At 43.3% G+C, this 26879-nt stretch carries 23 protein-coding genes; 2 read left to right on the top strand and 21 right to left on the bottom strand.

What is annotated here, in order from left to right; genetic code table 11:
- Positions 1–52 precede the first annotated feature (52 nt).
- From KJS36_RS06000 to KJS36_RS05940, 13 genes are all read right to left on the bottom strand, one after another.
- On the bottom strand, positions 53–1093 hold the full coding sequence (locus KJS36_RS06000) for a hypothetical protein (RefSeq protein ID WP_213535723.1): 1041 nt from the start codon (positions 1091–1093) through the stop codon (positions 53–55).
- Positions 1080–1379 (bottom strand): hypothetical protein, encoded by a 300-nt coding sequence (locus tag KJS36_RS05995; RefSeq protein WP_213535721.1) that lies wholly within the window; start codon positions 1377–1379, stop codon positions 1080–1082. Before KJS36_RS05995 ends, KJS36_RS06000 begins: the two co-directional genes overlap by 14 nt.
- Complete coding sequence (locus tag KJS36_RS05990; RefSeq protein WP_213535719.1) at positions 1379–2068, bottom strand: hypothetical protein; 690 nt, start codon at positions 2066–2068, stop codon at positions 1379–1381. Before KJS36_RS05990 ends, KJS36_RS05995 begins: the two co-directional genes overlap by 1 nt.
- 17 nt (positions 2069–2085) lie before the next feature.
- The gene (locus KJS36_RS05985; protein ID WP_213535717.1) at positions 2086–4677 is read right to left on the bottom strand and encodes a phage tail tip lysozyme; all 2592 of its coding nucleotides are present in this window, start codon (positions 4675–4677) and stop codon (positions 2086–2088) included.
- 10 nt (positions 4678–4687) lie between these two features.
- Positions 4688–7063 carry a VirB4-like conjugal transfer ATPase, CD1110 family gene (locus KJS36_RS05980; protein ID WP_213535715.1) on the bottom strand — a complete coding sequence of 792 codons (2376 nt, stop codon included), beginning with the start codon at positions 7061–7063 and terminating at the stop codon, positions 4688–4690.
- A complete protein-coding gene (locus tag KJS36_RS05975) occupies positions 6987–7367 on the bottom strand; it encodes a PrgI family protein (protein ID WP_213535713.1) in 381 nt (126 codons plus the stop codon). Before KJS36_RS05975 ends, KJS36_RS05980 begins: the two co-directional genes overlap by 77 nt.
- A complete protein-coding gene (locus KJS36_RS05970) occupies positions 7367–8149 on the bottom strand; it encodes a hypothetical protein (protein ID WP_213535710.1) in 783 nt (260 codons plus the stop codon). The genes KJS36_RS05975 and KJS36_RS05970 overlap by 1 nt, the downstream gene beginning before the upstream one ends.
- A 9-nt stretch (positions 8150–8158) precedes the next feature.
- Positions 8159–8386, bottom strand: coding sequence for a hypothetical protein (locus KJS36_RS05965; RefSeq protein ID WP_023164107.1), 228 nt, complete (start codon positions 8384–8386; stop codon positions 8159–8161).
- A 75-nt stretch (positions 8387–8461) separates the two neighbouring features.
- Positions 8462–8878, bottom strand: a complete 417-nt coding sequence (locus KJS36_RS05960; protein WP_213535705.1) for a type III secretion system protein PrgE — start codon at positions 8876–8878, stop codon at positions 8462–8464.
- A 10-nt stretch (positions 8879–8888) separates the two neighbouring features.
- Positions 8889–15560, bottom strand: a complete 6672-nt coding sequence (locus KJS36_RS05955) for an LPXTG cell wall anchor domain-containing protein (RefSeq protein WP_213535700.1) — start codon at positions 15558–15560, stop codon at positions 8889–8891.
- A gap of 137 nt (positions 15561–15697) precedes the next feature.
- Positions 15698–16090, bottom strand: a complete 393-nt coding sequence (locus tag KJS36_RS05950) for a hypothetical protein (protein ID WP_213535694.1) — start codon at positions 16088–16090, stop codon at positions 15698–15700.
- A gap of 2 nt (positions 16091–16092) precedes the next feature.
- Entirely contained in the window at positions 16093–16539 is a 447-nt protein-coding gene (locus KJS36_RS05945) for a hypothetical protein (protein ID WP_213535693.1), read from the bottom strand.
- A 24-nt stretch (positions 16540–16563) separates the two neighbouring features.
- Positions 16564–16728, bottom strand: a complete 165-nt coding sequence (locus KJS36_RS05940; RefSeq protein ID WP_213535690.1) for a hypothetical protein — start codon at positions 16726–16728, stop codon at positions 16564–16566.
- A gap of 841 nt (positions 16729–17569) precedes the next feature.
- Between KJS36_RS05940 and KJS36_RS05935 the strand changes: the two genes are divergently transcribed.
- A complete protein-coding gene (locus KJS36_RS05935; protein WP_213535685.1) occupies positions 17570–18148 on the top strand; it encodes a DJ-1/PfpI family protein in 579 nt (192 codons plus the stop codon).
- Positions 18149–18187: 39 nt separating this feature from the next.
- Here the strand turns inward: KJS36_RS05935 and KJS36_RS05930 are convergent, their stop codons facing one another.
- From KJS36_RS05930 to purH, 7 genes are all read right to left on the bottom strand, one after another.
- Positions 18188–19057: an ROK family protein gene (locus tag KJS36_RS05930; protein WP_213535680.1), complete on the bottom strand. Its 870-nt coding sequence runs from the start codon at positions 19055–19057 to the stop codon at positions 18188–18190.
- Positions 19058–19189: 132 nt separating this feature from the next.
- A complete protein-coding gene (gene purK, locus KJS36_RS05925) occupies positions 19190–20287 on the bottom strand; it encodes a 5-(carboxyamino)imidazole ribonucleotide synthase (RefSeq protein ID WP_213535675.1) in 1098 nt (365 codons plus the stop codon).
- Between the two features lie 143 nt (positions 20288–20430).
- Positions 20431–20916 carry a 5-(carboxyamino)imidazole ribonucleotide mutase gene (gene purE, locus KJS36_RS05920; RefSeq protein ID WP_213535671.1) on the bottom strand — a complete coding sequence of 162 codons (486 nt, stop codon included), beginning with the start codon at positions 20914–20916 and terminating at the stop codon, positions 20431–20433.
- A complete protein-coding gene (locus KJS36_RS05915) occupies positions 20904–21557 on the bottom strand; it encodes an HAD hydrolase family protein (RefSeq protein ID WP_280520333.1) in 654 nt (217 codons plus the stop codon). The genes purE and KJS36_RS05915 overlap by 13 nt, the downstream gene beginning before the upstream one ends.
- A gap of 89 nt (positions 21558–21646) precedes the next feature.
- Positions 21647–22891 carry a phosphoribosylamine--glycine ligase gene (purD, locus tag KJS36_RS05910; protein ID WP_213535666.1) on the bottom strand — a complete coding sequence of 415 codons (1245 nt, stop codon included), beginning with the start codon at positions 22889–22891 and terminating at the stop codon, positions 21647–21649.
- A 117-nt stretch (positions 22892–23008) separates the two neighbouring features.
- Positions 23009–23701: a YjjG family noncanonical pyrimidine nucleotidase gene (locus KJS36_RS05905; RefSeq protein WP_213535665.1), complete on the bottom strand. Its 693-nt coding sequence runs from the start codon at positions 23699–23701 to the stop codon at positions 23009–23011.
- A 54-nt stretch (positions 23702–23755) separates the two neighbouring features.
- Positions 23756–25312 (bottom strand): bifunctional phosphoribosylaminoimidazolecarboxamide formyltransferase/IMP cyclohydrolase, encoded by a 1557-nt coding sequence (gene purH, locus KJS36_RS05900; protein ID WP_213535654.1) that lies wholly within the window; start codon positions 25310–25312, stop codon positions 23756–23758.
- Positions 25313–25670: 358 nt separating this feature from the next.
- Here purH and KJS36_RS05895 point away from each other — a divergent pair, with 358 nt between their 5' ends.
- Entirely contained in the window at positions 25671–26381 is a 711-nt protein-coding gene (locus tag KJS36_RS05895) for an MBL fold metallo-hydrolase (RefSeq protein ID WP_213535649.1), read from the top strand.
- A 50-nt stretch (positions 26382–26431) separates the two neighbouring features.
- Here the strand turns inward: KJS36_RS05895 and KJS36_RS05890 are convergent.
- Positions 26432–26879, bottom strand: a 448-nt coding sequence (locus tag KJS36_RS05890) for a hypothetical protein (RefSeq protein WP_213535646.1), incomplete at its 5' end; no start/stop codon positions are given.

The raw sequence follows: 26879 nt of genomic DNA, 5'->3' as shown, positions 1-26879 counted from the left end.
CTCCTTATTCTCTATTATACCACATTTTCGTATAAAAGCGGAATTGTTTCTTCTACCTTTCAAGCCCGCCTCCCTCTAATCCGATGTCCCTAAGAAGTGCGGAGAGCACTTGCTCAGATAGAGCTTGTGCTTTTTCACGCTGTGCCTCTAAGCATTTTTGACTTTCCTCAAAAATCAAAAGCTCATACTTTTCTTTCAAGTCCTGCTCTGTGATCAAGCTGCTGTTTTGAGCTTCTACCTTCGCTGCGCGCTCTTTCTCGTCAAATTCTTGTTTAGCGATTTTCAGCGCAGCTGCCTTAGTTACTTCAATCTTGTCCCTTTCTTTTTCCAGTTCTTCCTGGTAGAGGGCTTGAAAACTGTCCTGAACTTGTTGGGTAATCTCCGCTTTATCCAACAGGCCAAGGGACTTTAAGGTGGACTCAGAGACAGAATCTTTATCCAGCAAAGGTAAAAGTTCCGCTATCTCCGATGCATCAATGGGTGTTGCTTTAGAAACCGACAATGTCTTGGGAAGAGGTTCGGGCTTTGAAGGTTCAATGATTTCTGCTTCTTCCTGTGTCATTTTCCTTTCGGATTGATTGAGTTGTTGCTTCAACCTCTCAATCTCAGCTTCTTGCGACCTGACCTGCAAGGAAAGCCTCTCTTTTTCTTCAACTTCCCTTTCTTCTGGCTCCTCATCCATAACAGATAAATCAGGGGCTGGCGCATACCCCTTGACATCATTAGCCTCTTGTTTGACCATTTTAGGGAGGTCAAAGGTCATCACTTTAGGAAAACTTTTTTCTTTTTCCAAACGGTCTTTTTCCTTGACGGGTTGTGTGGCATAGAAAAACTCTAACCAGTCATCATACTCTTCCTCATCATCCATTAAAACGGGAAGGGTAAGTGCGGCAGAATAAATTTCCTGCTCTCCTTTCGCTGTGGTTTTGACTTTTGTCAAAGTGACTGAGCCATTCACTTTTAATTCCTGCAAGCGCAGATTTTCCGCAATGACCCAATTGATAAGCTCATAGGCATCCGAGACCTCTGTTGCCCGAAAATTCACACAATTACTCATCTCATAACAAAAAGCGGTCTTTTTAAAGGGATTCATGACTTTCCTCCTCTAGTTGCGCTACTGGAAGCGTTGGTTTTCCCTGTCTGCTTAGACTTTTTGCTTGCTCTACCATTTGCGGCATTTGTTTCAAAAACTCTGACATCGTCAACTGATGAGAAACCAAGATTTCTGCGATGACATTGGAGTTCGTGGCTTCTAGCTCCTCTTTTTTCCGTGCAATTTTATCTTCGAGGTCTTTTTGCTTTTGCTCTAAATCGGCCAGTTCTTTTTCTTGGCGATGTCGCCGATTTTCTAAATCACTAAGTTTGGTTTGTCTTACCATTATTGATGACCTCCTTTTCCCGTTGCACTTGATGACGTGACGCCACTCCCTGTAATTGACACCTTGTCATTGGGCTTTGTTCCGAGTGCATTAGAGGAGGAACTAGCGGTAGTGCTTTCTGGATATTCATTTTGATTATCTGCGTCTAAGGGTTCAGAAAAAGCCACGTTTTGAATATTATTAACAAGGAGCTTTTTGCCTTCTTTGGTGTAGCTCAATAGAACCGTATCCATATTAGCTTGGTCTTTTAATTCCCCTACGGTTGATTGAAGACTGGAGCGCTGGGTATTGGTATAATGCACTACACAGAGCGCCGTCAAATCTGTTTCATCAAGGTAAATCGTCGCTTTTTGATAGACCTGATTGATAATATAGCCTTTATAAGCCTGATTGACAGGTTGATTTTCTGCCGCAACGGCCTCACGGTACATTTCATCGGTCATCAGGTTTTTATAACGATTCCGATTTTCCGTCAGTTCTTTTTTCGTGTAATATTCCATCAAGAAATGCGTGACATTGTTCGTTGATAAAGCAGAGGTGGAAGCACCCTTTACGGGTACCAGCTTTTGAGATACTTTTGCAGGTTTTCCGAACCGCAATCCACCTAAGAAACCAGTCAATAAAAGCAAGACCACCGCTGCTCCAATGCCTAGCCGTTTGACCAGTTGTAATTTTTGTTCGTTAATCAATTTTTACCTCTTTTTCCTTATTTTGTTGGATCAATAAATGTAATCCCAACATTTGATGCAATCACGCGATAGCTAATCTTGCCAGAGCCAGGATCAACCACATTCATCTCACTCACAAGAAAGCTTCCGTCTGGATTGACGACTTCCACAAAAGCAACGTGCCCGTACATTGGAGAACATCCTAATAGACCAGGGGTAAAGGATGCCATATCGCCTACTTTTGGGGTGGAGGATGTCGCATAGCCTGCCGCTTTAGCACTGATGCCCCATTGGCCGCCATTGCCGAGATTTGCTGGAATGTGATTGCCTAACTGATATTCTCGGTTATAGACGTACCATGTGCAGTTATTGAGGGCGTAATTATTGCCTGGATAGCCTGTGACATCTTGTTCATTCGGAGCTGGCTCTATAAGCTTCCCTGCATACTCAGGAGGAACAGAGACATCTGCTTTTCCAGAGCTGCCACTAGCGGCCCGCCTAAAATAAGCCAGCCAGTTTTGAGCCGCTTGAATACGTTCTGAAATTTTATTGCCGGGATTCCCCTCCCAATAGGTCAAGAAATAATTGGTCAGCGTAGGGAGGTCTTTCCCGACTTTTCCTTGCAGGGTATTATTCAAAGCGGTAATCGCACCGGGCGAATCCCCTGTAGTCGCAAATTGGATTTGTAAGATCCCATCATACCATGGTTTCTTTTGAGCTTTGGCAAAGGCTTGAAGGGCAATATCGCGCTCGTTCGTCCATTGCCCTAAGCCAATCCCAGCTTGATGAATGGCAGGGTATCTAGCGGCATAAGCCGCGTCCATCTTTTCAATCGCAAAACCAGCCGCTTGTGCTGCCTGTTTACGCGGGCCCATTTTAAAGGGTTCGTCGTAAATGGTCTCGACCGCCGTCGGGTCAAGATTTCCTTCCACTTGATAATTACCAAGCACCGCACAGACGCCATTCAAAGTTCCACCGTGTGCCATGGCATAATTGTAAATGGCTTGGGCAGAGGCCAACTGACTACTATCAGGGTTGTAATCATTCGCCGCAAGCTGTGTCATTTGCGTATAAGTGACTTTTGGAAAATAAAAAGCAGGGTTGACCCATTTCCAGCTTTTCGTTTCGTCATCGTATTTTTGAAGGGTGATTTCAAGGGTACTTGCTAAACTCTTTCCAATCAAAGCGCTAGAAGTGATATTTTGACCATTGGTGAGTCGGCTCGTATCCACCTTTTGGAGGCTGACTTTTTCTTCTTGGTTCGTGTTTTCAATCGTGATTTGCTGGTTGGAATTGATCGTCACCTTGCCTGAGAGTGGGGCAACAATCGGTTGATTTTCAGACGTTGTGACCTCAATGCTATGGTGGAGCTTAGTCCCCTCATAGCCAAAGCGCCGATTGATGATGAGATTATCTGTCGCATAAGGGAAAGACAGTTGCCCATCCAGCGCTTGATAACCTATTTCAGAAATCATCTGCTTCATATTGGTGTAATCCTCTTGACTGAGCGCATAAGCGCCCTTTTTCTCTAGCTCATCCATCGTTGTTAATTCATAATTCGGCGCTTTCCCATTGAGGGCTGCCCACAAGTCAGAAAGGTACGCTTTGGCGGATTGACCATTTGATAACACACCATTGACGTCATAATCATCAAACTTCTCATTCATATAAAACATGACCCCATCAAAATTCGTATAAAATTGATTGCCGTCTTTGGAATGGTCAGCGTCCAGTTTTGTCATCTCCACCCATGCGTCCGTGAGTTCAAAATCATTTTGTTTGATTGAGGGATTAGGAACATCTGCGGCTGCGGCCACAATCATCAAGACCAAAACCAAAATCAGACTGGCAATCCAGACGAAAGGATTGTGCGCTAAGCTTTTGAACGCTTCTTTTGGCGAAATCTTCCCGCGAAGCAGGTTCATCACAAGGGACGTTGATGCTTTCGCCTGTTTGGCTTCTTTTCTCAATTTCTTTTGCTGGATAAAGCGTTGATAACGGCGTTTGAGTTGCTTACGGAGTTTTAAGTCATCGGGTGTTCGGGTAAATCCTTTGCCTTGGATCAAATTGAACGTTCGATTCGTCAGCCCATACGTCCGTTTCGTCAGTTTCAAGGCGACACGTCCCCCAGATTTGGTTAACTCAACCTGCTGCTTAGCCAATCTTCCTTGCCGCATGGTCTTTTGGACTTTTTCGACCCCATCAGAAACCGTCTCATCACTTTCTAAGACACTCGCAGGTGAACCCATGAGATTTTCTTTCACCGCTGCTTGACCATTGAGTTTAAGCTGCATGGGGAGATAAGACGGGTCTTGCTTTTGCATTTTTTTGAGCAAGAGTTTTCTTGCCGCAAGCTCTCGCTTAGCTTCCCCTATTTCATTTTCTCCTCCAGAAACATCGTTTTGTTTGAGCTGCACTTTTAGAGTTTCCAAATCATGAGTTTCTTTGGGCGTTAATCTCTGTGCGCTTTTGCGTTTGAGACGCAACATTTTCCTTGCGAGATGCACATTTTTTGAAGCCGTCAGGCGCATTTGACGAGGTTTTTGCTGGGCTGTTTCTTTGAGGGGTTCAGTTGCCCGTTGCTTAACCTGAATGGATTTTTTAAGCTGTTGCTTTTGTTTCTCGTCCATTTTCCTCCCTCTAGGCGGCGTTTGCGTCGGTGTTCATCAACTCAAAGAGTGCCGTGTCTTTTGGAATCGGGTTTTCAAAAGGCACAATCGTGCCTCCTGCGTAAATCAAACCTGTGCCTTGTGGGGCCGTTTCTTGTACGTATTTCACCAGCTGTGGGCTTAAGGTCATGACTTCACGCAGGCGATTGATGTCATCAATCTTTTGGCGGAGGAGAACAATAAACTCACTGTTGGTAATCATGGCGCGCCCCGCTTCAGAGTTTAAGAGGGTCCCTACCTTTTGGGTAATGCCGTTCGTGACGGTGCCATATTTACGGACACGTGACCAGAGGCCTGAGAACCATTGCGCGGTGGCTTCATCATTAAACATCAGCTGCAATTCATCAAAGTACAAGTGGGTCGTAACTTTGCCTTGCCCTGAAACCACCTGCTTCCAAATCTGATCCAGAATGACTTTCATGGCAAAGGGTTTAAGCCGTGGGTCCAACTGCTTGATATTAAAGACGACAAAGCGGGCATTCAAGTCAATATTGGTTTTGTGGGCAAAAATATCCTGCGAGCCAATCGTAAAGCGTTCAATTTTTGTCGCAAAGTTTTTAGCCAATTCTTCGGGTTGTTCTAAGAGCACCTTGTGCCACTCGACCAGTGTCGGTTCTGAATAGCGTTCATAAGTCAAACGCGTCACGCGATCGACCATGGTTTCCTCGGCATCACTAAAGGATTTTAAGAGGCTATCAAAGAGACTAGAGAGAAGATTGGTTTTTTCTTTAATCAAGTCCACATTACGGTCTTCTGCTTTTAAGAGGTTTTTATCGACCAAATCTAAGATGTTCAAGTGGTGCGGCGTGCCTGTTGAAATATCTAAGATTTCTGCCCCGAAACGCTTGGCGATTTTGAGGTATTCACTTTCTGGGTCCACAATAATCAAGCGGTGCTTGCGCCATTTCAACAAGACATTGAGCATTTCCCACTTGACGGTCATGCCCTTGCCTGAACCCGATGAGCCAAGATATAAGCCGCTTGGTGTAATCAAGTCTTTGAGGCGGTTGACACTAATCATGTTATGGGTCAATTGGTTACGTCCATAGAAAAGCCCATTTTTGCTTAATAGGTTGATGTTGGACCATGGAATTTGCGTTGCGACATTAAGAGAAGTCATATCACGCATGAAGTTCATCTCCACATCCAGATAGGGTTTGCCAATCGGGAGAATGGTATTCAAGGCTTCTTCGTTATACTGCTCCACCGCTTCAAATTCCACATCATAAGTTTGACCAATCCCTAGAATGGTTTCGGTGTTTTTGTCTAGCTCCTCTTTGGTGTCCGCTGCTTGATAGACCGCAAAAATCCCTGAAAAAAGTTTTTGTCCTTCTTCCTTAAAGGCATTCAACTGTCCCTCAGCCGCATACTGGATTTCACTTTCTTCGCCAGAAATGTCATCGTCTGAAAAGCCTCGTTTGAAGTTTTTGCGTTGTTGCTTACGAATTTCTGACCGATTGAGGGTCTTTTTGGTGTTAATGTCACGTCTTGCTTTAACCATATCGTAGGTTTGGGCATGCAGGCTAATGTCTATCTCGATGCCTGCGCCACAAAGCTCTTTAATCAACTTGTCCTCTAAGTATTTTGGAAATTCGCGGACGTAGAAGACACGGGCGTATCTTTTACCAACTCGAAAGAAATCTGCACCATTGGGAAATTTCAAATGACTCGGCACAATAAAGGCTTTACTTGGCAGATTTGACAGTGCGATGTCTTGGTAGCTTGTGGTAAAAGGGTGATTGGGTCTTAACAGGTCACTCATGACTTCCAAACGTTCAATCCCTGTGAGCGGTTGACTTGTGAGCTTCACGTCTTTTGAATCAAAGCGGTTGATGAAATTGGTGTTCAATTTATCTAGTTCGTGATTGGCGATTGCAAGCGTTCTTGCCTTGGTGGTAAAAATCGCATACTTGGTTGCTGTAAAATTCTTGGGGTCTGTTTTTTGTTGGGTTTGAATGACGGTATTCATCTCTATGCGTAAACTATCATTCTCATCGCCTTGGTAGTCATGCAGGACGTGTTCTAAGCTACTGGCTTTGACTTTCCGATTGGTAATATAGAGTTGGTAGCGAGCGTTCTGGTTAAGGGTATTCAGGGCTTCCACATAAGAAATCACCGTATTGTCTTGCGTGTGATCATCAGAGATTTCATAGTTCAATTCCCCCAAGCGATACATTTTGGAACTTTCTTGTCCCACAATGTGCATGAGTCCATTTTCAAATTGACTGGTGTATTTAATGCGGTGCATACTGTTGGGATTGGCTTTTTTCTTAGAACGCGTGGTTCGGTGTTTCGCTAAGGAGGAAGTCTCCTGTTTCGCGAACGTTGTCTTTTTCAATAAATTCATTGGCCTCATACCTCCTGATCTGACCTGTGGTGTAAAAATTGTCTTCATAAACAAAAAAGAGTTCGAGTTTTCGTTTGACCCTTTTCCATTTATCCATGTAATCCAGTGCTGGAATGGTTCCTAAAAGAAGGGCTGTGGGAAGTGTCACTAAATAAAAGGCCCAATCGGGAACCAAGAACGATTCCGCAAGGGCAATCAGCGTAATCCCAAAGAATTGAAAGCCAATTTTGATTTTTTTGAGTGAAATCCCATGATACTTCTTTTCGATTTTGGATAAGTCTTTATAAAATTCTGATTGTGCCATTAGCCAAGTACCCCCATCAATTTATTCGCGAGGCGTTGCGAGCCGATGATGAGTAAGATGAAAATGACGGCTTTTCCAATGACCGTAAAAAAAGCGCCGACGTTACTTAAAAAGTCGCTGCTTGCACTCACGGTTAGAAAATCGCTACTCACAATCGCAGGATAAATCCCAATAATGAGAATCAGCAAGCTCCCTTGAATCACCAGCGCCCCTAACTGCTTGAGAAAGCCTAGTGAAATGCTTCTCAGTTCATCATTCATAAAGAAGACGACCATCAAAGGCGCTAGTCCTTTATAAAAGAAGAGGGTCAAGGCGCGCAGATAAACAATGATACTCGTGATCCATGAGCCTAACCAATCCACGACTTGGGCAATCGCCATGAGGACATAGAGGAAGGGCTTTTCATACCACGCAATCGAGCCTTTAATCGTTGGAATGGTGGTTTTGAGATTTTGCGAGGGCATGACCGAATTGATCCATTCGGAAATCTGAATGCCCAGCCAAATCACGCCATCTACAATATAGGGCGAAAGCATAATCAAGGCATAGGCCATGAGATATTTGATAGCCAAGTTTGCCAGCAACTCCATGGTGGGCGTTCCTCCCTCTTTGATGAGTTGCTTTCTAAACTCTAACCACTCTACCATGAACAAAATCGCCAAGAGGGCAAGAGAAATGGGAATCAAGACTTTTGTGACTTTATCAATCACACCACTCACAACGGGATTATAGTCATGCAGGTTCTTAAAAATCTGCTTGACTGTATCGGTTGTATAGTTCATGATGTCTCCTTAAAATTGAATGAGGGAGAGGGCAGCCACGGCGGCTGCCGCAATCGTTGCTGCACCTCCTGCAATAATGCCACCCATTAACATGCCTGAAACGCCTTTATCGACTTCTTCAGGGCGGTCATAAGAAAGCCCTTTTCGCATGGTGTTAAAGTTAATCAAGATTGAGATGAGCCCCACTACGGTAATAATGGCCCCAATCGCGGTAATAATTTTCTGTACTTCTGACATTATGTTCTCCTTTAAATTTAAAAAAGGCAGTCGAAAACTGCCTAAAACGTTGTTTGAACTTCTACTAAATGAGGACTAGCCGTCCTCAAAGTTTGTCGCAAAATCAAATTCTTCTTGGTTGAGAAACGTCTTAATGACCGAGCGTTGTTCTCCTTGATAGGTTTCCATTCCGACTTTGATATAGACTTCCTTTCCCGTTAAAAATTGAGCGGTCGCCTCATCATAACCAAAGGACATCTGGGGAATTTCTTCTCCATTATCATCAATGCTGGTTAAAATGAGGTTGAGGTTTTCTCCGACAAAATTATTAAAGGTCAAGTAATAAAAGCCTGTTTCTCCGCTCTCGCCCTCTAGCAACAAGACTAACTTTTCAAGTCCCGATTTGGTCTCTTTGAGACTGACGCGTTTAATCGTCGCTAGATGTGCGCCCACTTCAAAAGGAATTGACTTCTCACGATTACTTGTGTACCTTTGATAGTTGATTTTTTCCATTTCGCTCCTTTCATTTTTTTAATTTACGGCGCAGCTTACGCTTCAGACTAACAATCGCTTTACGTTTTAATACGGCCACACTTAGAAGAACAAGAGTACCCAGTCCCACTAAGAGTCCCCCACCCTTATCGCCTGTTTTAGGTAAGACACTCGTGAGGACTTGTAAGGGGGTCTTGGGTGCTTGTGGGCTTTGCGGCGTTTGCGGAACGCTTGGCTTTTCCACATGAACCGTTTCAGACGCCGCATTTTTATCCCGAAACTCGGCAACTTTGATGTCCTTTTTCGTTGTGGCATCTTTCATGAATAAATCTTCCATTGTGACTAAATCATGCCCTGCAAGACCACTTGCATCCAATTTGACAGGAATTTTAACCGTCATGACGGGGGCAGTCGCCACAAAAATCACGCTGCCTGTCGCTTTCACTTCTTGATTGGTCGTTTTATCCCAGATAAAGCCTGGAACTTTGATTGTATAGGTTTGACCAACCGTGAGCGGACGCTCTTTATCACTTGTCCAGTCGTCCACGTAAGTTGCCTCTTTAACAGGTTTTAGGGTGTTCTGTTCAACCTTTGTACTGCCGCTTGGCGTGACCACTTGATTTTGACGGGTTTCGGTTGCTTTCGTCACCGAATGTCCCGTTGTATCAAGCAGCGTTTCGTTTGCCGTATTGACAATTTTGGTACCATTTGGGGTGCTGTCTTTGACAGAAACGGGTAAATCAATGAAATAGCGCTCACCCAGCGGGATTTTGGTGGTGTCCACAATTTTAACGGTTTGACCGTTCGTGTCTTTGACTTCCTTGGTGGCCTTAAAAGCAATCGTAATCGGTGTCTTGCCGTTGGTTTCTTTTCCTGCGGTCACGGTATAAAGATTCGGGTCAAGGACCTTACCTTCACTATTTCGGATCGTTACCTGATTCAGCAAAAGGTTCAAGTATTGCGTGGGCAAAAGGTCGGTCATTTGAATTTCCGTTTCTTGGGCTGATTGGTTCAAATTACGCACGTCCAACATCAAAGGAAAGTCATAGCTTTGACCAAGCAGCACATTGCGGTTGTTGTTATTCATCTTGCGATTCTGCTCTGGACGGTTAACTGCTGGATTTTTCTCGGTGGTTGCCACTTCTGCTTGATAAGTCTGCGATGTTTCATCCGTTGTCAAATCCCAGTTTTGATTGGTGAGGGCAAAATTGGAGATGTTTTGACGATCATCTTCAAGCTCTTGCAAGTCTTCTAAAACAGTGGTCAGGGATAGCTTACCATTCTTATCCGTTCCTGCAATGAGGTTATCTTCTTTGTGGGGTTGAAATTCGGGTAATTGAACCATTTCCTTTTGATCCGTGTGGCTATCATTCACGACCACAGGGTTTGCGCTGGGCTTGCCATCGACTACTAAATAAGCTGTTTCTGTTGTGACAATGGTATCGCCCATTTCAGAATTATCGAAGGTAAAGGTCACAGGAATTTTTCCATCAAGCTTCCCATTCTCATCTGCGGTAAGGGTCGCTTCTCCCGTTGCGGAAATGGCTTTGTTTTTGGTCACGTCCCATTCGCCTGCTTTTACCAACACTTGCGTGCCTGAAACATAACTGCCGTTTGAGCTTTGGTAGTTATCCTCAATCGTATTTTCGCCCACTTGTACCGTTGCGATACTTACTTGAGTTGCCCCATCAGGGACTTTGGTTACCGTGCCTGTTTCATTCTTATCGGTGGGGTTATCGGCTTTAGCGACAGGCTTGGTACTGGTTTTACCGTTGATGACTAAAAAGGCGGATTCTAGCGCCGTCAGATTGTGTCCTGCGAGGCTTGCGTCAGAAATCGCTACGTTAACCGAGACTTCGCCTGAAAGGTGTCCCTCATCATTCGCCGTTAAAACAGCACTGCCTGTAGCAGGGAGCACTTTATTGGTACTTGAATCCACCATACCGTCCACGTTAATTTGGACTTGTTGGTTAGGTTCATAGCCACTGCCTGAAATTTTATCTTGGAGTACATTATTCCCAAATTGAATGACGTTATCCGAGAGTTGTGTGCTAAAGGTTGGCACTTTACCTACCGTGACGGTTTCCGTCGGGTTATTTTGGTAATTTTTATCTTCCACTAAAACTTTGCCTGTTTCATCAAGCAATGTTTCTTCAACGGTAAACTTAGCATTAGGCACAGCTTCATCATCAAAAGGTGGTAAAACAAGTGACGTATTCAGATTGCCTTGATTATCTGCCGACACGGTCTCACTTTTTTGAATCACATTCCCTGCATTGTCCTTAACTGGATTGCCAGAGCTATCCACCAAGACACCTGTCAAGGTTTTAGCGCTCGCAACATTCGTTGCCGTGACGTTATCGCCAATCGTGACTTGACCGATCCCAAGCGTGGTTTTATTGGTCGCCTCATCAAAAGCATTCGTGGTAAGCGTTGGTGGAACAATCGGATTGTCCTTAATCTGTCCGAGATTGAATTTACCGAGGAGGTTATTATCATCTAAGAGCAGCAACCCTTCTTTTGTCGGATCATATGCCACTGGAATGTCTTGGTCGGTTAGGACATGGTGGGTGGTTTCGTCTGTCACTTTGAACTCATAGTCATCAGGCGCACCATTTGGCGTTCCGTCTGGTAAAATATCCACTTCCATGTCATGGGCCTTGATTTCGCCGCCAGGCACCGTTGTTTCACTGGCAATGTATTTGCCTGCTTGCACATGGTCAAACTCCACCATGCCTGTTTCTAGCGCCCCTTGGGGGTCTGTGAAGTTATGGGATAGCTGAGTCGCACCAAGATAGAGCTGGCTGACTTTCGTGACAGGGGTTGCTAAGCCAGTGTCTGGCGAAATCATGGTATCCCGTCCAATCAGATTGGTTTGCTCGCTGTTATTAAATTTTCCAAGGGTATTTTCGGCATTTGCGGCGGTGGCTGTTCCAGCAACTGGTGTGAGCGTCCAGCCTGAACCTTTCAATCCTGTCGCCCCATTATCGCCTGCGACTTTATCAAACATGAAGTCAAAATCCACCACGCGATCCGCAATCGTGCCTTTGAGGTCGTCACTATCTTCGTAGTTATTGCTTGCGCTATCCACTTTAGCGTCCTTAGTGAAGTGCCAGACGTGGGCTTTGGTGCTGCGAGTATAGCCATAAGGCGCTTGAAGTTCAATCCCGTAATAGGTCAGGTTTTGCGACAAGTCCAGATTTTGAACCTCGCCAAAGTTACCTTTCGTATCCGACATCAAGACAACCTTTCCGTTCGCGTCCTTGGCATAGGTTCCCCCATTTGAAAGGTTTACTGGAGCAGGCTCACCCGTTTGAGGATTGACCCCTGCACTTTGTGCAACGGGCACTAAGGTTCCAGAATAGGTCACGCCTTCAATCACGGTTGTGCCACTTGTGGAGGTTTCAGCGTAAATCCCTAATGTAGCGCCTTGTAAGCGCGCCGCCCCTTGGGTCGTGCTTGACTTGGTGTCGGCATCAATCTTGGTTAAAGCAAGCTCCCCCATGGGTTTATCGGTTGTTGTGGCATTGGCTTCAAAGTTGGTGCCATCTGAACTGTAAGTGTCAGGCTTAATCGTTTCATTCACTTTGACGTTACTCTTTGCGTGGCCATCCGCTGGGTTCTCTTCCACAAAATGTAGGTTTCCTGAGACCTTCGTCCCATCAATGTTTTGCAGAGCGATTTTCCCCTCGTTTGTCGCTTCCACCTCCAAGAGCTGCTGGTCATTTTTAACCAGTGTGCCCGTTGTGACGTCAATATCAGCAGTCGCGCCTGTTTTAGGGTCTAATCCCTCATTGACTGTGAGGGGGATGCCTTGATCATCGACCGCCTCATAGGTCGCTTTGCCTAGCACTGCATCAAATTCCGCATTCGTCGAGTTTTTGTCTAAGCTAAGCGCAAGCATCGGTTTATCTGAAATCGTGCCGCTGTTTTTATGGTCATCTTCAAAATTATTATTTGCGGCATCAATGGCATTACTGCTTTCAAAGTGTTCTGAGAGTCCATCAGGGTTATTCGCAAAACCTTTGGGCGTTTTCGTTTCAAACCAGAATAAATCATCGGCACTTGGCAGAGCAAGATTCATTACTTTTCCTGCCAGCCCATCTTGATTTGTCACAAGCACAATATTTCCATTGGCGTTTGGCGCATAGTGTGCGTCCGCAGACAAGACCACCGCAGCGCTTTTTCCCGTGTTTGGATCAATCCCTTGATTTTGTTTAACGAGGACAAAGGTACCAGATTTAGTCAGTCCATTAATGACCGTGATTCCTGAATCAGACGTTTTCACATACAAGCTCAACTCAGCACCCGACAAATCGGGTTTTCCGTTGGTGCCTTGATAGTTGGTATCCGCGTCAATCTTGGCAATGCCTGTTTCGACCATTGGACGGTCCTGAATACGGGTCTCTGGTGTTTCAAGGTTGTGGGTTGCGCTATCTATCGTATCATCTGCCGAAAAGCTAAAGGTCCCTTTTTCATCAGGCGCGCTCAATGCTTCGCCTTTAGGGGCTTTGACTTCCACATAGCGATAAGTGTCGAAATTACCTTTATCGTCTGCGATAGGGAGATTGATGAGGCCATACTTTCCGTCAGCACCTACCTCCAGTTGCAAGTTCCCATCACTTCCTGTGGTTAAAGTGCCACTGCTTGCCTTAATCGGATCATCGGGATCAATCGCGTCCGTTGCTTTCAGGCATCTGCCTGTGGCGACATTCTCCACTTCTAAGACCGCGCCTGCTTGCGACAGCCCTGTCGGATAAGACGCGGTACTTTGGACTTTTTGCCCTTTGTTTTCGCCCATGGCAAGCATTTTAATGGATACGTTAATCACACCTGGTGCAGGAGTCCCTGCTTTGAATAGACCAACGGGGGCGAGGCGTGTTTGAAGACCAGCCCCTTCTGCGTTATTGGCTTTATCCGCAATATAAAAAGGCGCGGTGCCTAGCGAAGTGCCTGCAGTGCCTTTGGTTTCAAGCTTTGGAAAAGTTACTGTCCCGTTTGTTGGCTTTAAGGCCTTGACCCAAAGGTCGCCATTGTCTCCCACGTAGAGCTCTGCGTTCCCATCTGAGCTTTTAAGGGGAAGTTTTTCAGACAAGCTTGACGCATCAGGCGCTTTAATTTTGGTGTCCGCATTTCCCATGCCGATAATCGTCAGGTCGTTACTCGTTGCACTCGGTCCTGCCGTCCCTTGGGCATTCTTTTGATCGCTCGTCATTTGAACGGTAATCTTTGACCAGTTGTCCCCAATCCAAGTGCCCGCCCATGAGCTTTGCGACATGATTTGACCGTCCGTCATCTTGGCAAAAGAACCAAAGGTGCCGTGCGTCGCATTCAAAGCTTCTTCAACCGCCGCCACATTCGCCGTCAAGTTTTGGGCGGTCCCTGCGTCCACCCCTTGACTGTTTCCCGCTATGGCGACTTCTGTTGCGGCATAGAGCAAGTCCATTAAGTCGTTCAAACTGGTCGGATCAGACGGGAGGAGGTTGGCGATATTGCCTGCATTAGCGCCACTCGTTAGTCCATTATTGCCGTTATTGACGGTATTTAAGACGTAACTAGACGATTCATTGGCTCCACCGTCCGCAATATCAATACAGTAAGAGGGATAATAGCGTCCGTTAGGTGCCAGAACCCAACCACCGCCGTCGCCGCTGGGGTCATTGATGAAATAATCGGTGGCTTGGTTACTGGTAGCCGTAAAATTCCCGTCTGCTTGAATCACCCAGCCGCTCCCAGAAGCACTAAAGTTGGTACTATCGGCGTGCGCCACTAAGCCACCCAAGAAATCAGGAAGAGTTTCTACGGCTGGTGCCTTTGCTTTCAATTCTTGTTCAAGAGAGGTGTGCATGGCTTCATCTAAAGTCTTGGCTTTCAAAATCTGGGTAAGCAGGGCTTGTGTGGAGGCTTTGCCCTGCATGGTCTTGGCCTTTAAGAAGACTGCGGCGTCGCCACTTGCGTCCACGAAAGGTGTTTGACTGAACTTTTTGAGTCCTGTCGCATTAAAAATTTTCCCTCGCTCAGCAAGCGGGATAAACTTAACCAGTTCGCCTGAGTAAATTTGTTGGAGGTTTTCAACCGCAGACGAGCTTGAGGCGGTCTCTCCTTTTTTTGGCGTGATGTGAATGGTCGCGTCTAACGGTGCATTCCCACTTTCAAACAGCTCCTGCATCTCAGGCGACCAATTCTCCCAGTTGGCATCCTGTTTTAGCTTCGTGACATACGCGCTAAAGGTTTGCCCTTTTTGTAGGGTCGCAAGCTCTTGTGCGCTTATCGCCCATTTACTCAAAGTGTCAATGCCTAGGGAATGGGCTTGATTGTCAAGGCGTTTAGCTTCTGCTTGTCCTGCCTTGGAGTTAAAAGACTGACTTTCAGCAGCCATTCCCTGTTGGGCGTTTTCCGTAATCTCTTTAGCCGTCGTTGCTTTTAGAGTGAGTGTGAGTGCGCCGCCTTTGATTTTCCCAGCTTTGGAAAGTTTTCGTGTGGCCGCTAAAGCTTTCTCATCACTCGCGGCTTTGACATAAGCCGTTTGTTTGGCAAAAGGAGCGAAACGCTTGGTGGCTTGGGCAATGGAAGGGGGTGTAGAAAGCTGGGATTTGGGGTTGGAATCCGCCTGAAGACTAAGCACGCCGCCTAACGTCAGGAGCATTAAGCTGCTTCCTGCAATCAACCACGGAGCATGGTTTTTGCGTTTTGTGTGTGACATAAAAAATCCTTTCTATGAAAAGTAAGCATGAAAAAACGGCCAAGTAAAACCTTGACCGTTAACGTCTGGTTTAACGTCACCTCGGACGCGTGCCTTGAGGGACACAAAAAGCGCGGTTGTTTTAAACCACGCTTCTTCTAGCTCTCAATTTTGGCGTTGTGTTGTTTATCAAAGTCTGAAATCATAGCTTTAAAACGCCTGACTTCACTTTGATCCGCTTTTTCTAAGATGAGGCGGAAATATTCCTCACGTTCTTCTGGGGTGGACTGGGTGCGAATGAAACTTCGCAAGGAGTTGTAGTTCTTTTGGCGGTTGAAATAGGCAGAGCGCTCGGTTTGCTTGACTTCATCGGACGGGGTATTCAGCGCCTCGTCTAAGTCTGGGAAACTCTTACGATAATAGGTCAACTGTCTCAATTTCAGGTCTAACTTTTGTGCGATTTTTTCAAGCGACAGGCCTTGTTTGCGTAAGGCTTTAATGTCTTCTAGTTTTGGTTCCACCACCGCATGGTATTGATTGGGTCTCGCCATGACTATTTCTCCTGTGAGCGGATAAAGCCTCGCATGAGTGAAACCGCCGCTTCTTCTGTCAAATCACCCACCACGATTTCACGCTTTGTCTTTTCCCCTACAAGGTCAGTTTCAATGAGGTCGTCATAAGCGTCTGGCTTAAAGAGTGTCTCATCAAGTGCCTCCATTGGCTTTCCATAAGCGGCACGTTGGGCGATGACTTTGCCATTCATTTTTATTTCCGCCACGTCGTCCCAGAGGTCGCGTAGAAAGCCCACAAGGTCATAATGACTGTTTGGAACAATAATGCCGTTAGCCATGAGCCAAATGGTCTCACTCCCTGCCTCAAGCGTAGGAATTTTGGGAGCAGTTTTGGTATTGCCAGACAAAACGTCATAGAGCGGAAAGGTAAAGGTGGCTTGAGTATTGTTTTGAATGACGCGCAGTGCGTCGAGTGTTGTAATCATCATTTTTTGATGTCCTTTCATTTTTTATTAAGCAGGCTTAGTGCCAGGGTGACTGATTCCCATTCCAAGGTGTTTGAGAATGAACCAGAGGGCTTTAAAAATTACTTTGATAAGACCAACCACCAGTTTGAGGGCTAAGAAAATGAGGCGGAAGAGAATGGCAAAGAGGGTATAGACGAGGGCGGATTCCATGAGCGCGACTCCTTTCAATTTTTACTTTTGATTTATTATACCTCTTTTGGTTTTCTACGTCAATCGTTATACGTTAAAATTTCATCTGAATAAGGAGATATTAAAAAGTCTTCTCTCCCAAGCTTTTAATTGGTTCAGAGAAGACTTTTTGTCGTTTAACCTCATATAGGATAAGGCTCAAAAATTTTTGCGCTGTTCAATACGCCATTTTGTGAATTTTTTTGTGAATTTTTGAGTTGCGTTCAAATTTTGAGCGATTTTATGCCCATGGTTGAGCGATTTGTGATTTTTTAGCTTTCTTTATAGTAAAAAACTATCAAAATATTTTGATAGTTTTTTAAACATTTATATCATCTGAATTCCACTCTATATAATAACATTCTTTTATTTGAAAAAGAGTAAGGAGATTATTTGCGGAAAGTGCTAGAAAGATATTATTTGGGACAATTCCTGTTAAAAATGCCCAGATATCTATACTTTATCCAACTCCTTGGGGAACAGCCCTGCCTAAGCAGAATAGCAAACAAAACAATACTCTCATTTAGTAATTTCTAATGATGGTATTAGCTTCTTTTAATAAAAAAGCATAACTCTCTTTTTTTGTATATCTCCCCTGCGAATGAAGTCAGAGTTCTACTTTCTCCAACTAATAATTATAAATTAACATAGACAAAGTTTTTTTCCCTCTGCATCAAGATTGCATGAAAAGTTTGAATTTTTGATATAATAAATGACAGATAAAAATCTGGAAGTTTTTTAAATTGAGTGTATTTTGAGTTAAAAGGAAAAACTTGCTTTAGCACTTTTTATAAATATTTGAGAGAGAATTTAGGAGAAATAAATGAAAATACTGGTTTTCTTGGCTAAAGGTTTTGAGACAATGGAGTTTTCTGTTTTCGTTGATGTGATGGGTTGGGCGCGTAACGATTTTGGCTATGATGTTCAAGTCACGACTTGCGCTTTTCAAAAGCAGGTGATGAGTACCTTTAATATTCCTGTCCTTGCTGATACAACTATTGATGAAATCAATGTTGATGATTATGATGCGCTCGCAATTCCTGGTGGTTTTGAGGAATTTGGCTTCTACGAAGAAGCGTATGACGCTAGATTTTCTGATTTAATCCGAGAATTTGATGCAAAAGGAAAAATTATTGCTTCGATTTGTGTGGCTGCTTTGGCGCTTGGTAAAAGTGGTGTGCTTAACAACCGTACGGCGACAACTTATCATTTATCGCAAGGTCATCGTCAACAACAACTTCGAGAATTTGGAGTTAATGTTGTCAATAAACCGATTGTCGTAGATAAAAATATTATCACTTCTTATTGTCCTGAAACTGCTGTTCATGTTGCTTTTAAGTTATTGGAAATGTTGACATCGACGGAACAAACTGAAAAGGTTAAGGAAGCAATGGGCTACTAAAAAAATACTGATTTTATTCAGTATTTTTTATTTTAAAAATTATTTTTCAAAAGTTGTGGCAAAATCTGCTGCTGCTCCGATTAAATTTGCATTATTTCGATACTGACAAACGGCAATTTCAGGCTTAAATGGAGCAATATCAATGCGTGTCATAATCTTTGAGAACTGCTTATCAAGTTCAGGAAGCAGCCAATCTGCTTGTGAAACGCCACCGCCAATAATCACGCGCTCAGGATCAAATGAATAGGTCAGATTGAAAATTCCTTTTGCGACATTGAAAGTGAAAATATCCATTTCTTCTTGCGCTAGTGCGTCGCCCGCGAAGGCTTTTTCAAAAATCGCAATCGCGTCTAAATTTTTACCTGTTCGCTCGTTGTAACGTTCTGCCATGCGAATCGTCGTGCCAAGATCTGAAAATGAATGTTCCTCATCCATCATCATGAAGCCAAATTCTCCACCAAAAAGATGTTTGCCGTGATGAATTGTGCCGTTTGTGACAACGGCGCCACCAACGCCTGTCCCCAGCACGAGAAATAGAACGTTTTCCAGTCCTTTCGCTGCACCAAATTTGACTTCGGCAAGTGCCGCACAATTGGCATCATTTTCGATAGAAACAGGCAAGCCAAAGCGTTTTTCTAGTTCACTGTGAATATCGAAATTGTGAATATAAGGCAAGGCACTCGCGCCCTCAATCACACCCGTTACTTTATTGACCGCGCCAGGCGCGCTGATTGCTACACCGTCAAGTTTGTGATTTTTCTTAAATTCTGTGACTACTTTGCTCAATTCCTCATAAAAATCTTCAAGAGTTTCAGGTGTTGCAAAAGCAGCATTTTCACTGAGTTCCCCTGCTTCAAAAAGAGCATATTTGATGCTTGTTCCACCAATATCAATCGTTAAAAGTGACATAATTTCACTCGCTTTCTTATTGTACTCTTTTTATTATAACATTTTTCTTAGAAAACGATTTCATTTTGGAATAAGTTTCAAACTTAAAAACGAAAAAATTTTTGATAGTTTTATCAAAAATTTTTATAATTATTACCAAATATTCGTTGCTTTGATTTCTTCTAGTGTTTGCTCAAAATCATCTGTCAAAATTGTGACGTGCCCCATTTTCCGATTGTGCTTGGCTTCGGGTTTACCATAATCATGAATGTGCCAGTCAGGGTGACTTTCAAGCAGGGAGGCACTCGGTGCAAGATGTTGTCCAAGAATATTCAGCATTATTGCAGACTTCAAAAGTTCTGGTTCAGGTAATTTTTCTCCCAAAATTCCCTTAATATGCAAATCAAATTGTGAAAAATCACAAGCTTCAATGCTGAAATGTCCACTGTTATGTGGTCTTGGCGCTAATTCATTCACAAAGATTTCGCCGTCTGCGCTCAAAAACATCTCTACGCACAAAGTACCTGATAACTCTAGCTTTTCAGCAATATCAAGCGCCATTTGGCGGGCTTTTTCAGCGATTTCTGGACTGACGCGCGCGGGAACAATCGTCTGATGCAAGATATTTTCCCAATGTTCATTTTCACACAATGGAAAAGTGACGAAATCTTTGCCATTCCCACTGATAACCACTGAAATCTCGCGTTCAAAAGAAACAAAATCTTCCAAAACACATTCCGCATGGTCCGCCAAATCACGTGCCTCTACTAAATCTGCGTTTGTCCGCAAAACGACCTGCCCATGTCCATCATAACCTCCTGTTGTCGTCTTCAAAACTTGTTTTTTAGTCACTTCTGATGGCAAATCTTGAGCAGAACTTATCAATTTCCAAGGAGCGATTTTTACAGCTGTACTCGCGAGGAATTCTTTCTCAAAACGGCGATTTTGCGTGATTTCGAGCATCTGAATCCCCTGCGGAATACTGACACAATCTTCGATTTCATGGAGCGCTGTGGCGGAGACATTTTCAAACTCATAAGTAATCACATCACAGGCATAAGCCAGCTTGAGGAGCGCTTCAACATCTTCATAATCCGCAACAATCATCTCATCGCTCACTTTTGCCGCCGAACAGTGGGAATTTGGGTCAAGCGTAATCACTTTGTGTCCCATATATTGTGCGGAAATAGCCATCATTTGACCGAGTTGACCGCCACCAATAATTCCGATTATTTTCTTCCTATTTGCCACTTTGCAAACCTCCGTTTAGCGTTTTTTCTATACTTTTATTATAATTCTTTTGTTCGGAAATATTTTTGACAAAGCTGTCAAAGTTTAAAAAAGCCGAAACAATGTTCGGATTTTACTTATTTTTTTGATAAAGCTATCAAAAATCAAATCAGCTGTCCATTGGAAATTTCAACCATTTTTTTCGCTGCTTCACGGTAGTCAATCAGTTTTTTATGCAAAGCTTCATCATGAACTGCTAACATTTGTACTGCAAAGAGTGCTGCATTTTTCGCACCGCTCTCGCCAATCGCCATCGTTGCTACGGGGACACCAGCTGGCATTTGGACAATCGAATACAAACTGTCAAGTCCTGATAGCGCACGTGACTTTACAGGCACTCCAATCACAGGGACTGTCGTTTGCGCGGCGACCATTCCTGGCAAATGCGCAGCTCCGCCCGCACCTGCGATAATTACTTTGTAACCTGCTGCGCGCGCACCGTGGGCGAATTCTGCCATGAGTTCTGGCGTACGATGTGCTGAAACGACCTTTTTATCATATTCTACGCCAAAATCGTCCAACAAGTCTGCCGCACATTTCATTGTTGTCCAATCTGAGCTTGAGCCCATAATAATTGCTAATTCTGCCATTTTTTCTCCTTTAGAACATCTAAAATTTTATTTTTATTGACATGGATATCTGCGAACTCTAATGTTCGGTTTTTGCCAACAGCGACAGATAGCGCTGCGTGTTTCAGTAATTCTACATCATTGGTATCATTGCCAAAAGCGATATAAGCTTCTTCTGGAAAATAGTCGCGAAATGTTCTGTATTTATTGATGTTTTTTGCTGTGATATCAAGTGATGCTGTATTTTCATGCTGGACAATCTCGACATTAAGTTTTGACAGTTCTGTCAAAATTTTTGATGGCTCCACATTTAATAAATTGCACTTGATAATTTCTGACAGCTCTATCAAAAGTACATTTTTAGCTAAACGACCTGCATCAACTTTTTCATTAATGTTTGCTTTTTTATCATTTCGATTTCTCAGTGAATAATTCCAATCTGAATCCACCAAATAATCCAAATCATGCTGTTTAATCAACTCCTTGATTTGTTCAAAATCGTCAAAGTCAATCGTTTGAACCACTTCAATCTTTCCCTTATTCCGAACAATCGAACCGTTACCACCAATCAAAAAATTATCTGGAAAGTCCGAAAGCAAGGGCAACATATCACGAATAGGACGTGCTGATGCAAAAATCAACTCATTCTCACTTTTTGACAGGGCTGCCGAAGGGGCTAGAGAATTTATTCTCAGCCTTCTCGGACAGGGTGAACTTATAACGAAGTTGTAAGTTTGTACCCTGTCAAAAATTATTTCACAGCTTTTGCCCCAATATCATGCCGATAAAATAGCCCTGTATTGTCCAATTTATCTAATTTTCCATAAACTGCCTGCTGCGTCTTCGCTACATCAGCTCCCGTCTCAGCAACTAGATAAACGCGTCCACCATTGCTTACAAGTTGTCCTGCTTCATTGTCAGCCACACCAGCATAATAAACATCCAAATCATGAGGGATGTCAGGCAAAATCACACCCTTTGTCGCACTTGCAGGATAGCCGTCTGAAGCAACCACAACACCAAGTGTCACACTATGTTCCAGCCAAGTTAATTCTGGCTCACGTCCGTCCAAAATATCAAGCAACGCTTGCGCCAAATCACTCGTCAAACGTGGCAATACGACCTGTGTCTCAGGATCGCCAAAGCGCGCATTAAACTCAATCGTCTTGACCTCTCCTGTCTTTGTCAGTATCAGTCCTGCGTAAAGCACGCCCGTGAAACTCCGTCCCTCAGCAATCAGTCCCCCAACCGTTGGCTTGACAACTTTTTCAATCGCCTCATCAATCACATCTTGTGAAATGTGACTTACAGGACAATAAGCGCCCATTCCGCCTGTATTTGGCCCTTTATCACCATCAAAGGCGCGCTTATGATCTTGCGCAATCGGCATCGGATAAATCCGTCCATCGTGGACAAAACTGAACAATGAGAACTCCTCACCATCCAAAAATTCCTCAATAACCACTTTGCCATTTTCATCACTAAAAATATCTTGCAAAGCTTTTTCAGCCACCGCAAGTTCAAAAGCCACTGTGACCCCTTTTCCAGCTACCAGGCCATCTGCTTTAATCACAATCGGCGCACCTTTTTCTCGAACATAATCAAGCGCTGGCGTTAAAGCTGTAAAGGTCGCATAATCTGCGGTCGGTACCGCATATTTTTTCATTAAAGATTTGGCAAAATCCTTGCTCCCCTCAATCTCAGCTGCGGCTTTTTTAGGTCCAAAAATGCGTAATCCTGCATTTTCAAAGGCATCAGCTACGCCATTGACAAGAGCTGTTTCAGGACCTACAAATGTTAAGTCAATGTTCTCCTTTTGCGCAAATTTGACAAGTTTTTCATTATCAAGTTCGGAAATAGCTATCGTTTTAATCCCATCTCGTGTCATGCCCACATTACCCGGCGCACAATAAACCTGCTCTATCAAAGGACTTTCACTAAATTTCTTAGCTAGTGAATGCTCTCTACCTCCGCTACCAATTACTAAAAACTTCATTTTTCACCTCACAGTTCTTCTAGTTCTATCTTAAAATAAAGCGCCAAAAAGAAAAAGTCCCAAAGGAACTTTCTCAATTTTAACTATTTTATTGTTCGGAAATAGCTTTTTCTCTTTTTACTTGTAGTTGATAAGTTGGGTAATTTCTAATAAATCTTCAATCTGTACATCAGGAATGACTGAACCGTTCATTTGCAAATGTTTCGGATTGTACCAAATGGTTTTAATCCCTGCATTTTTTCCACCTTGAATATCTGTCGTCAATGAATCACCGACAATCGCAAATTCTTTCTCATTTGCATGGTCAATATGTCCAAAAACATAGTCAAAGAAAGCTTTTGCTGGCTTGTGTGCCCCGACTTCTTCGCTGATAAATATTTCTTGAAAATAAGAGGAAATGCCTGACTCAACAATCCTTGGCCGAGAGACACGTGAAGTGCCATTACTCACGATATACATCTCTTGATGTTGAGAGGAAAGCGCGGTTAATAGCTCTGAAGCGTGTCCCATCAACTCATGTCCTTGTGACAAAAAATGCTCATATTCAAGGTCAATGCTATAACCGTCCTTGTCTGCGGATGCGCCGAGTGCTTCAAAGGCTTTAATAAAGCGTGTTGAAAGGAGTTCTTGTCTGGAGATTTCTTCGGCTTCGTGTCTGCGCCACAATCCTTTATTCACCTGAGAATAAATGCTTCTATTTTCCTGTGTATCTGTGATATGATAGCTTGCAAAAAGCTTGCCAAGTGCATTGTATTCGGCTTTATCAAAGTCTAAAAGTGTGTTATCAATGTCAAAAAGTAATACTGTCATGGCTTTATTTTAACAAATTTTATTGAAAAAATCTGTCTTAAATTTTTTTATTTTTTAATGTCTGAAATGACGGACATTGGTGAAAATCATGGCAATCCCATATTTATCACAAGCATCAATGACTTCCTGGTCGCGGATTGAGCCACCGGGTTGGATAATTGCTGTGATACCTGCTTTTGCGATTTCATCAATATTGTCGGCAAATGGGAAGAATGCGTCCGAAGCGAGAACAGCGCCATTTTCTGTGAGATTTCCATGTGTTGCAGCTGCTTCGAGAGCGATTTTGACTGAACCGACGCGGTTTGTTTGTCCAGGACCGACACCAAGTGTCTGATGCTCGTTCGTTACGATAATGCCGTTTGCTTTGACAAATTTGACTGCTTTCCAAGCGAATTTTAGGGCCTCAAATTGTTGTGTGCTGGCTTGTGTTTGTGTGGCAACTGTCCAATTTTCAGGATTTTCTTCAATCACATCTTGTTGTTGCACGAGAAGTCCACCGAGAACGCCCGTGTATTCCATTTCTTTTTTACTTGCCTCTGCTTGTGAAAAGTCAAGTTGGAGAATCCGGAGATTCTTCTTTTTCGTGGTAAGGATTTTTAGGGCTTCTTCTGAATAGCTTGGCGCAATGATAATTTCAAGGAAAATTGGGTGCATTTTTTCAGCGGTGGCTGCATCAACTTCTCGATTGAGGACGACAATCCCGCCAAAAATCGACACAGAATCTGCTTCGTAAGCATAATCCCAAGCTTTTTCTATGCTATCCGCTGTCCCGATACCGCAAGGATTCATGTGTTTGAGAGCAACAACTGTTGGTTTCTCCGTAAAATCGCGCGCAATTTTTATCGCTGCATCAGCGTCACGAATGTTATTAAAACTGAGAACTTTGCCGTTAAGTTGTTTGGCTTCGGCAATCGAGTAGCTCGTTGGAAGTGCCGTTTGGTAGAAGACAGCACCCTGTTGAGGATTTTCTCCGTAACGCAAACGTTGATTGACACCGTAAGTCAAAGTAGTGCTTTCTGGGTCTTTTTCGCCTATCTGATTGCCAAGGTACTGGGCAATGAGTGCATCGTAGCTGGCTGTATGGCGGAAAACTTTGGCGGCGAGCGCTTTTCTCGTCTCTAATGTGGTCTCACCATTTTTTGACAGTTCTATCAAAACTTTTTCATAGTCTGATGGGTCTGTCAAAACGGTCACAAAAGCATGATTTTTCGCAGCAGAGCGGAGCATGGACGGGCCTCCAATGTCGATTTTTTCAATCATTTCATCGTAGCTGCCTCCTGCGAGCAAGGTTTCTTTGAAAGGATAAAGATTGACAACGACGAGGTCAATCGGTTGGATATTGTGCGCTGTCATCGCTTCCAAATGTTCGGGAATATCACGTCGTCCCAAAAGTCCTCCGTGAATCAGTGGATGCAAAGTTTTGACACGACCGTCCATCATTTCTGGAAAGTCTGTAACCTCTTCGATAGCAAGCGTTTTGATGCCAGCTTCATCAAGTGTTTTTTTTGTCCCTCCAGTTGAGATAATCTCCCAGCCGAGTTGCGTCAAATTTGACGAAAAACTTGCAATTCCTGTTTTGTCTGAAACACTGATAAGCGCTCTTTTTGCCATGATTTCCTACTTTCTTTTGAAAAATATTTTTGACAGAACTGTCAAAAAACTAGAGAATTTATTCTCAGCCTGTCAAAAACTTTTGATACTCTTATTTTACCGTGATTGTTTGGAAATAGGAAGTTATGGGTGTTTTAATTTCCTTTTTTTAGATTTATTGTTCGGAAATATTTTTTGACAGAGATATAAAATTACAACTTCGCTATAAGTTCACTCTGTCCGAGAAGGCTGAGAATAAATTCTCTACCTCCTACAGCAGTTCTGTCAAAAATATATTTTCCAAAGTTTGTCAATTTTACTTTTTATGAAAAATTATTTTATAATGAAATTATGAAACTTCTCTTTGAAAGGAAAAAATATGAAAATTGCAGAAAATGTAGAAATGTTAGAAGTAAAAATTCCCCGTGGAGATAATTTTTCGATTATTTATCCAACATTGACTTGGGATAATAGTCATCTTGTACTATTTGATACAGGATTTCCTCATACTGCCTCTTTTATTGTTGATGAGATAACAAAAGCTGGATTTGATATTTCTAATGTGACAGATATTATTTTGACGCACCAAGACGTTGACCACATCGGTGGTTGTCGTGAACTGTTGGCTCTGGCTCCTCAGGCTAAGGTTTATGCTCATGAAGTGGACGCTGCCTTTATTGACGGGCGCAAAGTGCCAACGAAACTGGATAAATTGGAACAGAAAAAACGAGATGGTAGTTTCACAGATAATGATTTACCTTTTTACACGATGCTCAAAGATGGTTTTGCTGTTGCTCAACTTCCTGTCAATAAAACGCTCAAAGATGGCGAAGTTCTTGACTTTTGTGGTGGCATTGAGACTATTTTCACACCTGGTCACACTCCCGGACACGCAAGTTTTTATTTGCAAGAAAGTCAGATGATGATTTGTGGAGATGCGGCAAATATTTCAGCTGATGGAAAAACTCTACAGGGTTCAAATCCTGCTATGACTTGGGATAGCGAGCTTGCTGATACTTCACTTGATAAAATCTTGACTTATGATTTGAATGGAGCAATTTCTTATCATACAGGATTTTTGAAATTTTAATTCGTATTCTTATTAAAATAACTTCCACCAAATTTGATGGAAGTTATTTTTTATTGTTTATACCAAACCGCTGTACTAGTTGTAGTTGAAAGTCGAGTATCTGGATTAGCAAGATAACTGGTTACAATCCTGTCTTTTGAAATATCGCTTCCTGGTACACCGACAATTCCTTTAGGAATAAAGATAACACTAAAAGCTGGCCACCGTCCCACTCCATTATATGAATCAGATAAGATACCACTCACATAATAAGTGTCATCACTTTTTGCTACTGTGCTATAAGAGCTTGTATAATGATCACCAGCTGCATCAACTATACCAGAGGTAAAGCCATTGTGAATATTTCCACCAGGTATTGGATGATCTAACGTAATAGAACTTAGCACTTTATCTGTGCCAGAACCATAACTTACTGGACTACTGCTGATATGAATGATATCATTTGTTGAGGCTTGTTTCCAGTTTCCTGCGACACTTGCGAAATTTCCTTTTAAGATT

Source organism: Lactococcus nasutitermitis, from assembly GCF_018403765.1.
Lineage (GTDB): Bacteria > Bacillota > Bacilli > Lactobacillales > Streptococcaceae > Lactococcus > Lactococcus nasutitermitis.
The sequence above is the reverse complement of the archived record's forward strand: the minus strand, read 5'-3'. Positions and strand labels throughout refer to the sequence as shown.

Excerpts from the sequence above, each read along its gene's own strand:
- KJS36_RS06000 (WP_213535723.1), bottom strand. The coding sequence starts at position 1,093 with ATGAATCCCTTTAAAAAGACCGCTTTTTGTTATGAGATGAGTAATTGT.
- KJS36_RS05995 (WP_213535721.1), bottom strand. The coding sequence starts at position 1,379 with ATGGTAAGACAAACCAAACTTAGTGATTTAGAAAATCGGCGACATCGC.
- KJS36_RS05985 (WP_213535717.1), bottom strand. The coding sequence starts at position 4,677 with ATGGACGAGAAACAAAAGCAACAGCTTAAAAAATCCATTCAGGTTAAG.
- KJS36_RS05980 (WP_213535715.1), bottom strand. The coding sequence starts at position 7,063 with ATGAATTTATTGAAAAAGACAACGTTCGCGAAACAGGAGACTTCCTCC.
- KJS36_RS05975 (WP_213535713.1), bottom strand. The coding sequence starts at position 7,367 with ATGGCACAATCAGAATTTTATAAAGACTTATCCAAAATCGAAAAGAAG.
- KJS36_RS05970 (WP_213535710.1), bottom strand. The coding sequence starts at position 8,149 with ATGAACTATACAACCGATACAGTCAAGCAGATTTTTAAGAACCTGCAT.
- KJS36_RS05965 (WP_023164107.1), bottom strand. The coding sequence starts at position 8,386 with ATGTCAGAAGTACAGAAAATTATTACCGCGATTGGGGCCATTATTACC.
- KJS36_RS05960 (WP_213535705.1), bottom strand. The coding sequence starts at position 8,878 with ATGGAAAAAATCAACTATCAAAGGTACACAAGTAATCGTGAGAAGTCA.
- KJS36_RS05955 (WP_213535700.1), bottom strand. The coding sequence starts at position 15,560 with ATGTCACACACAAAACGCAAAAACCATGCTCCGTGGTTGATTGCAGGA.
- KJS36_RS05950 (WP_213535694.1), bottom strand. The coding sequence starts at position 16,090 with ATGGCGAGACCCAATCAATACCATGCGGTGGTGGAACCAAAACTAGAA.
- KJS36_RS05945 (WP_213535693.1), bottom strand. The coding sequence starts at position 16,539 with ATGATGATTACAACACTCGACGCACTGCGCGTCATTCAAAACAATACT.
- KJS36_RS05940 (WP_213535690.1), bottom strand. The coding sequence starts at position 16,728 with ATGGAATCCGCCCTCGTCTATACCCTCTTTGCCATTCTCTTCCGCCTC.
- KJS36_RS05935 (WP_213535685.1), top strand. The coding sequence starts at position 17,570 with ATGAAAATACTGGTTTTCTTGGCTAAAGGTTTTGAGACAATGGAGTTT.
- KJS36_RS05930 (WP_213535680.1), bottom strand. The coding sequence starts at position 19,057 with ATGTCACTTTTAACGATTGATATTGGTGGAACAAGCATCAAATATGCT.
- purE (WP_213535671.1), bottom strand. The coding sequence starts at position 20,916 with ATGGCAGAATTAGCAATTATTATGGGCTCAAGCTCAGATTGGACAACA.
- purD (WP_213535666.1), bottom strand. The coding sequence starts at position 22,891 with ATGAAGTTTTTAGTAATTGGTAGCGGAGGTAGAGAGCATTCACTAGCT.
- KJS36_RS05905 (WP_213535665.1), bottom strand. The coding sequence starts at position 23,701 with ATGACAGTATTACTTTTTGACATTGATAACACACTTTTAGACTTTGAT.
- purH (WP_213535654.1), bottom strand. The coding sequence starts at position 25,312 with ATGGCAAAAAGAGCGCTTATCAGTGTTTCAGACAAAACAGGAATTGCA.
- KJS36_RS05895 (WP_213535649.1), top strand. The coding sequence starts at position 25,671 with ATGAAAATTGCAGAAAATGTAGAAATGTTAGAAGTAAAAATTCCCCGT.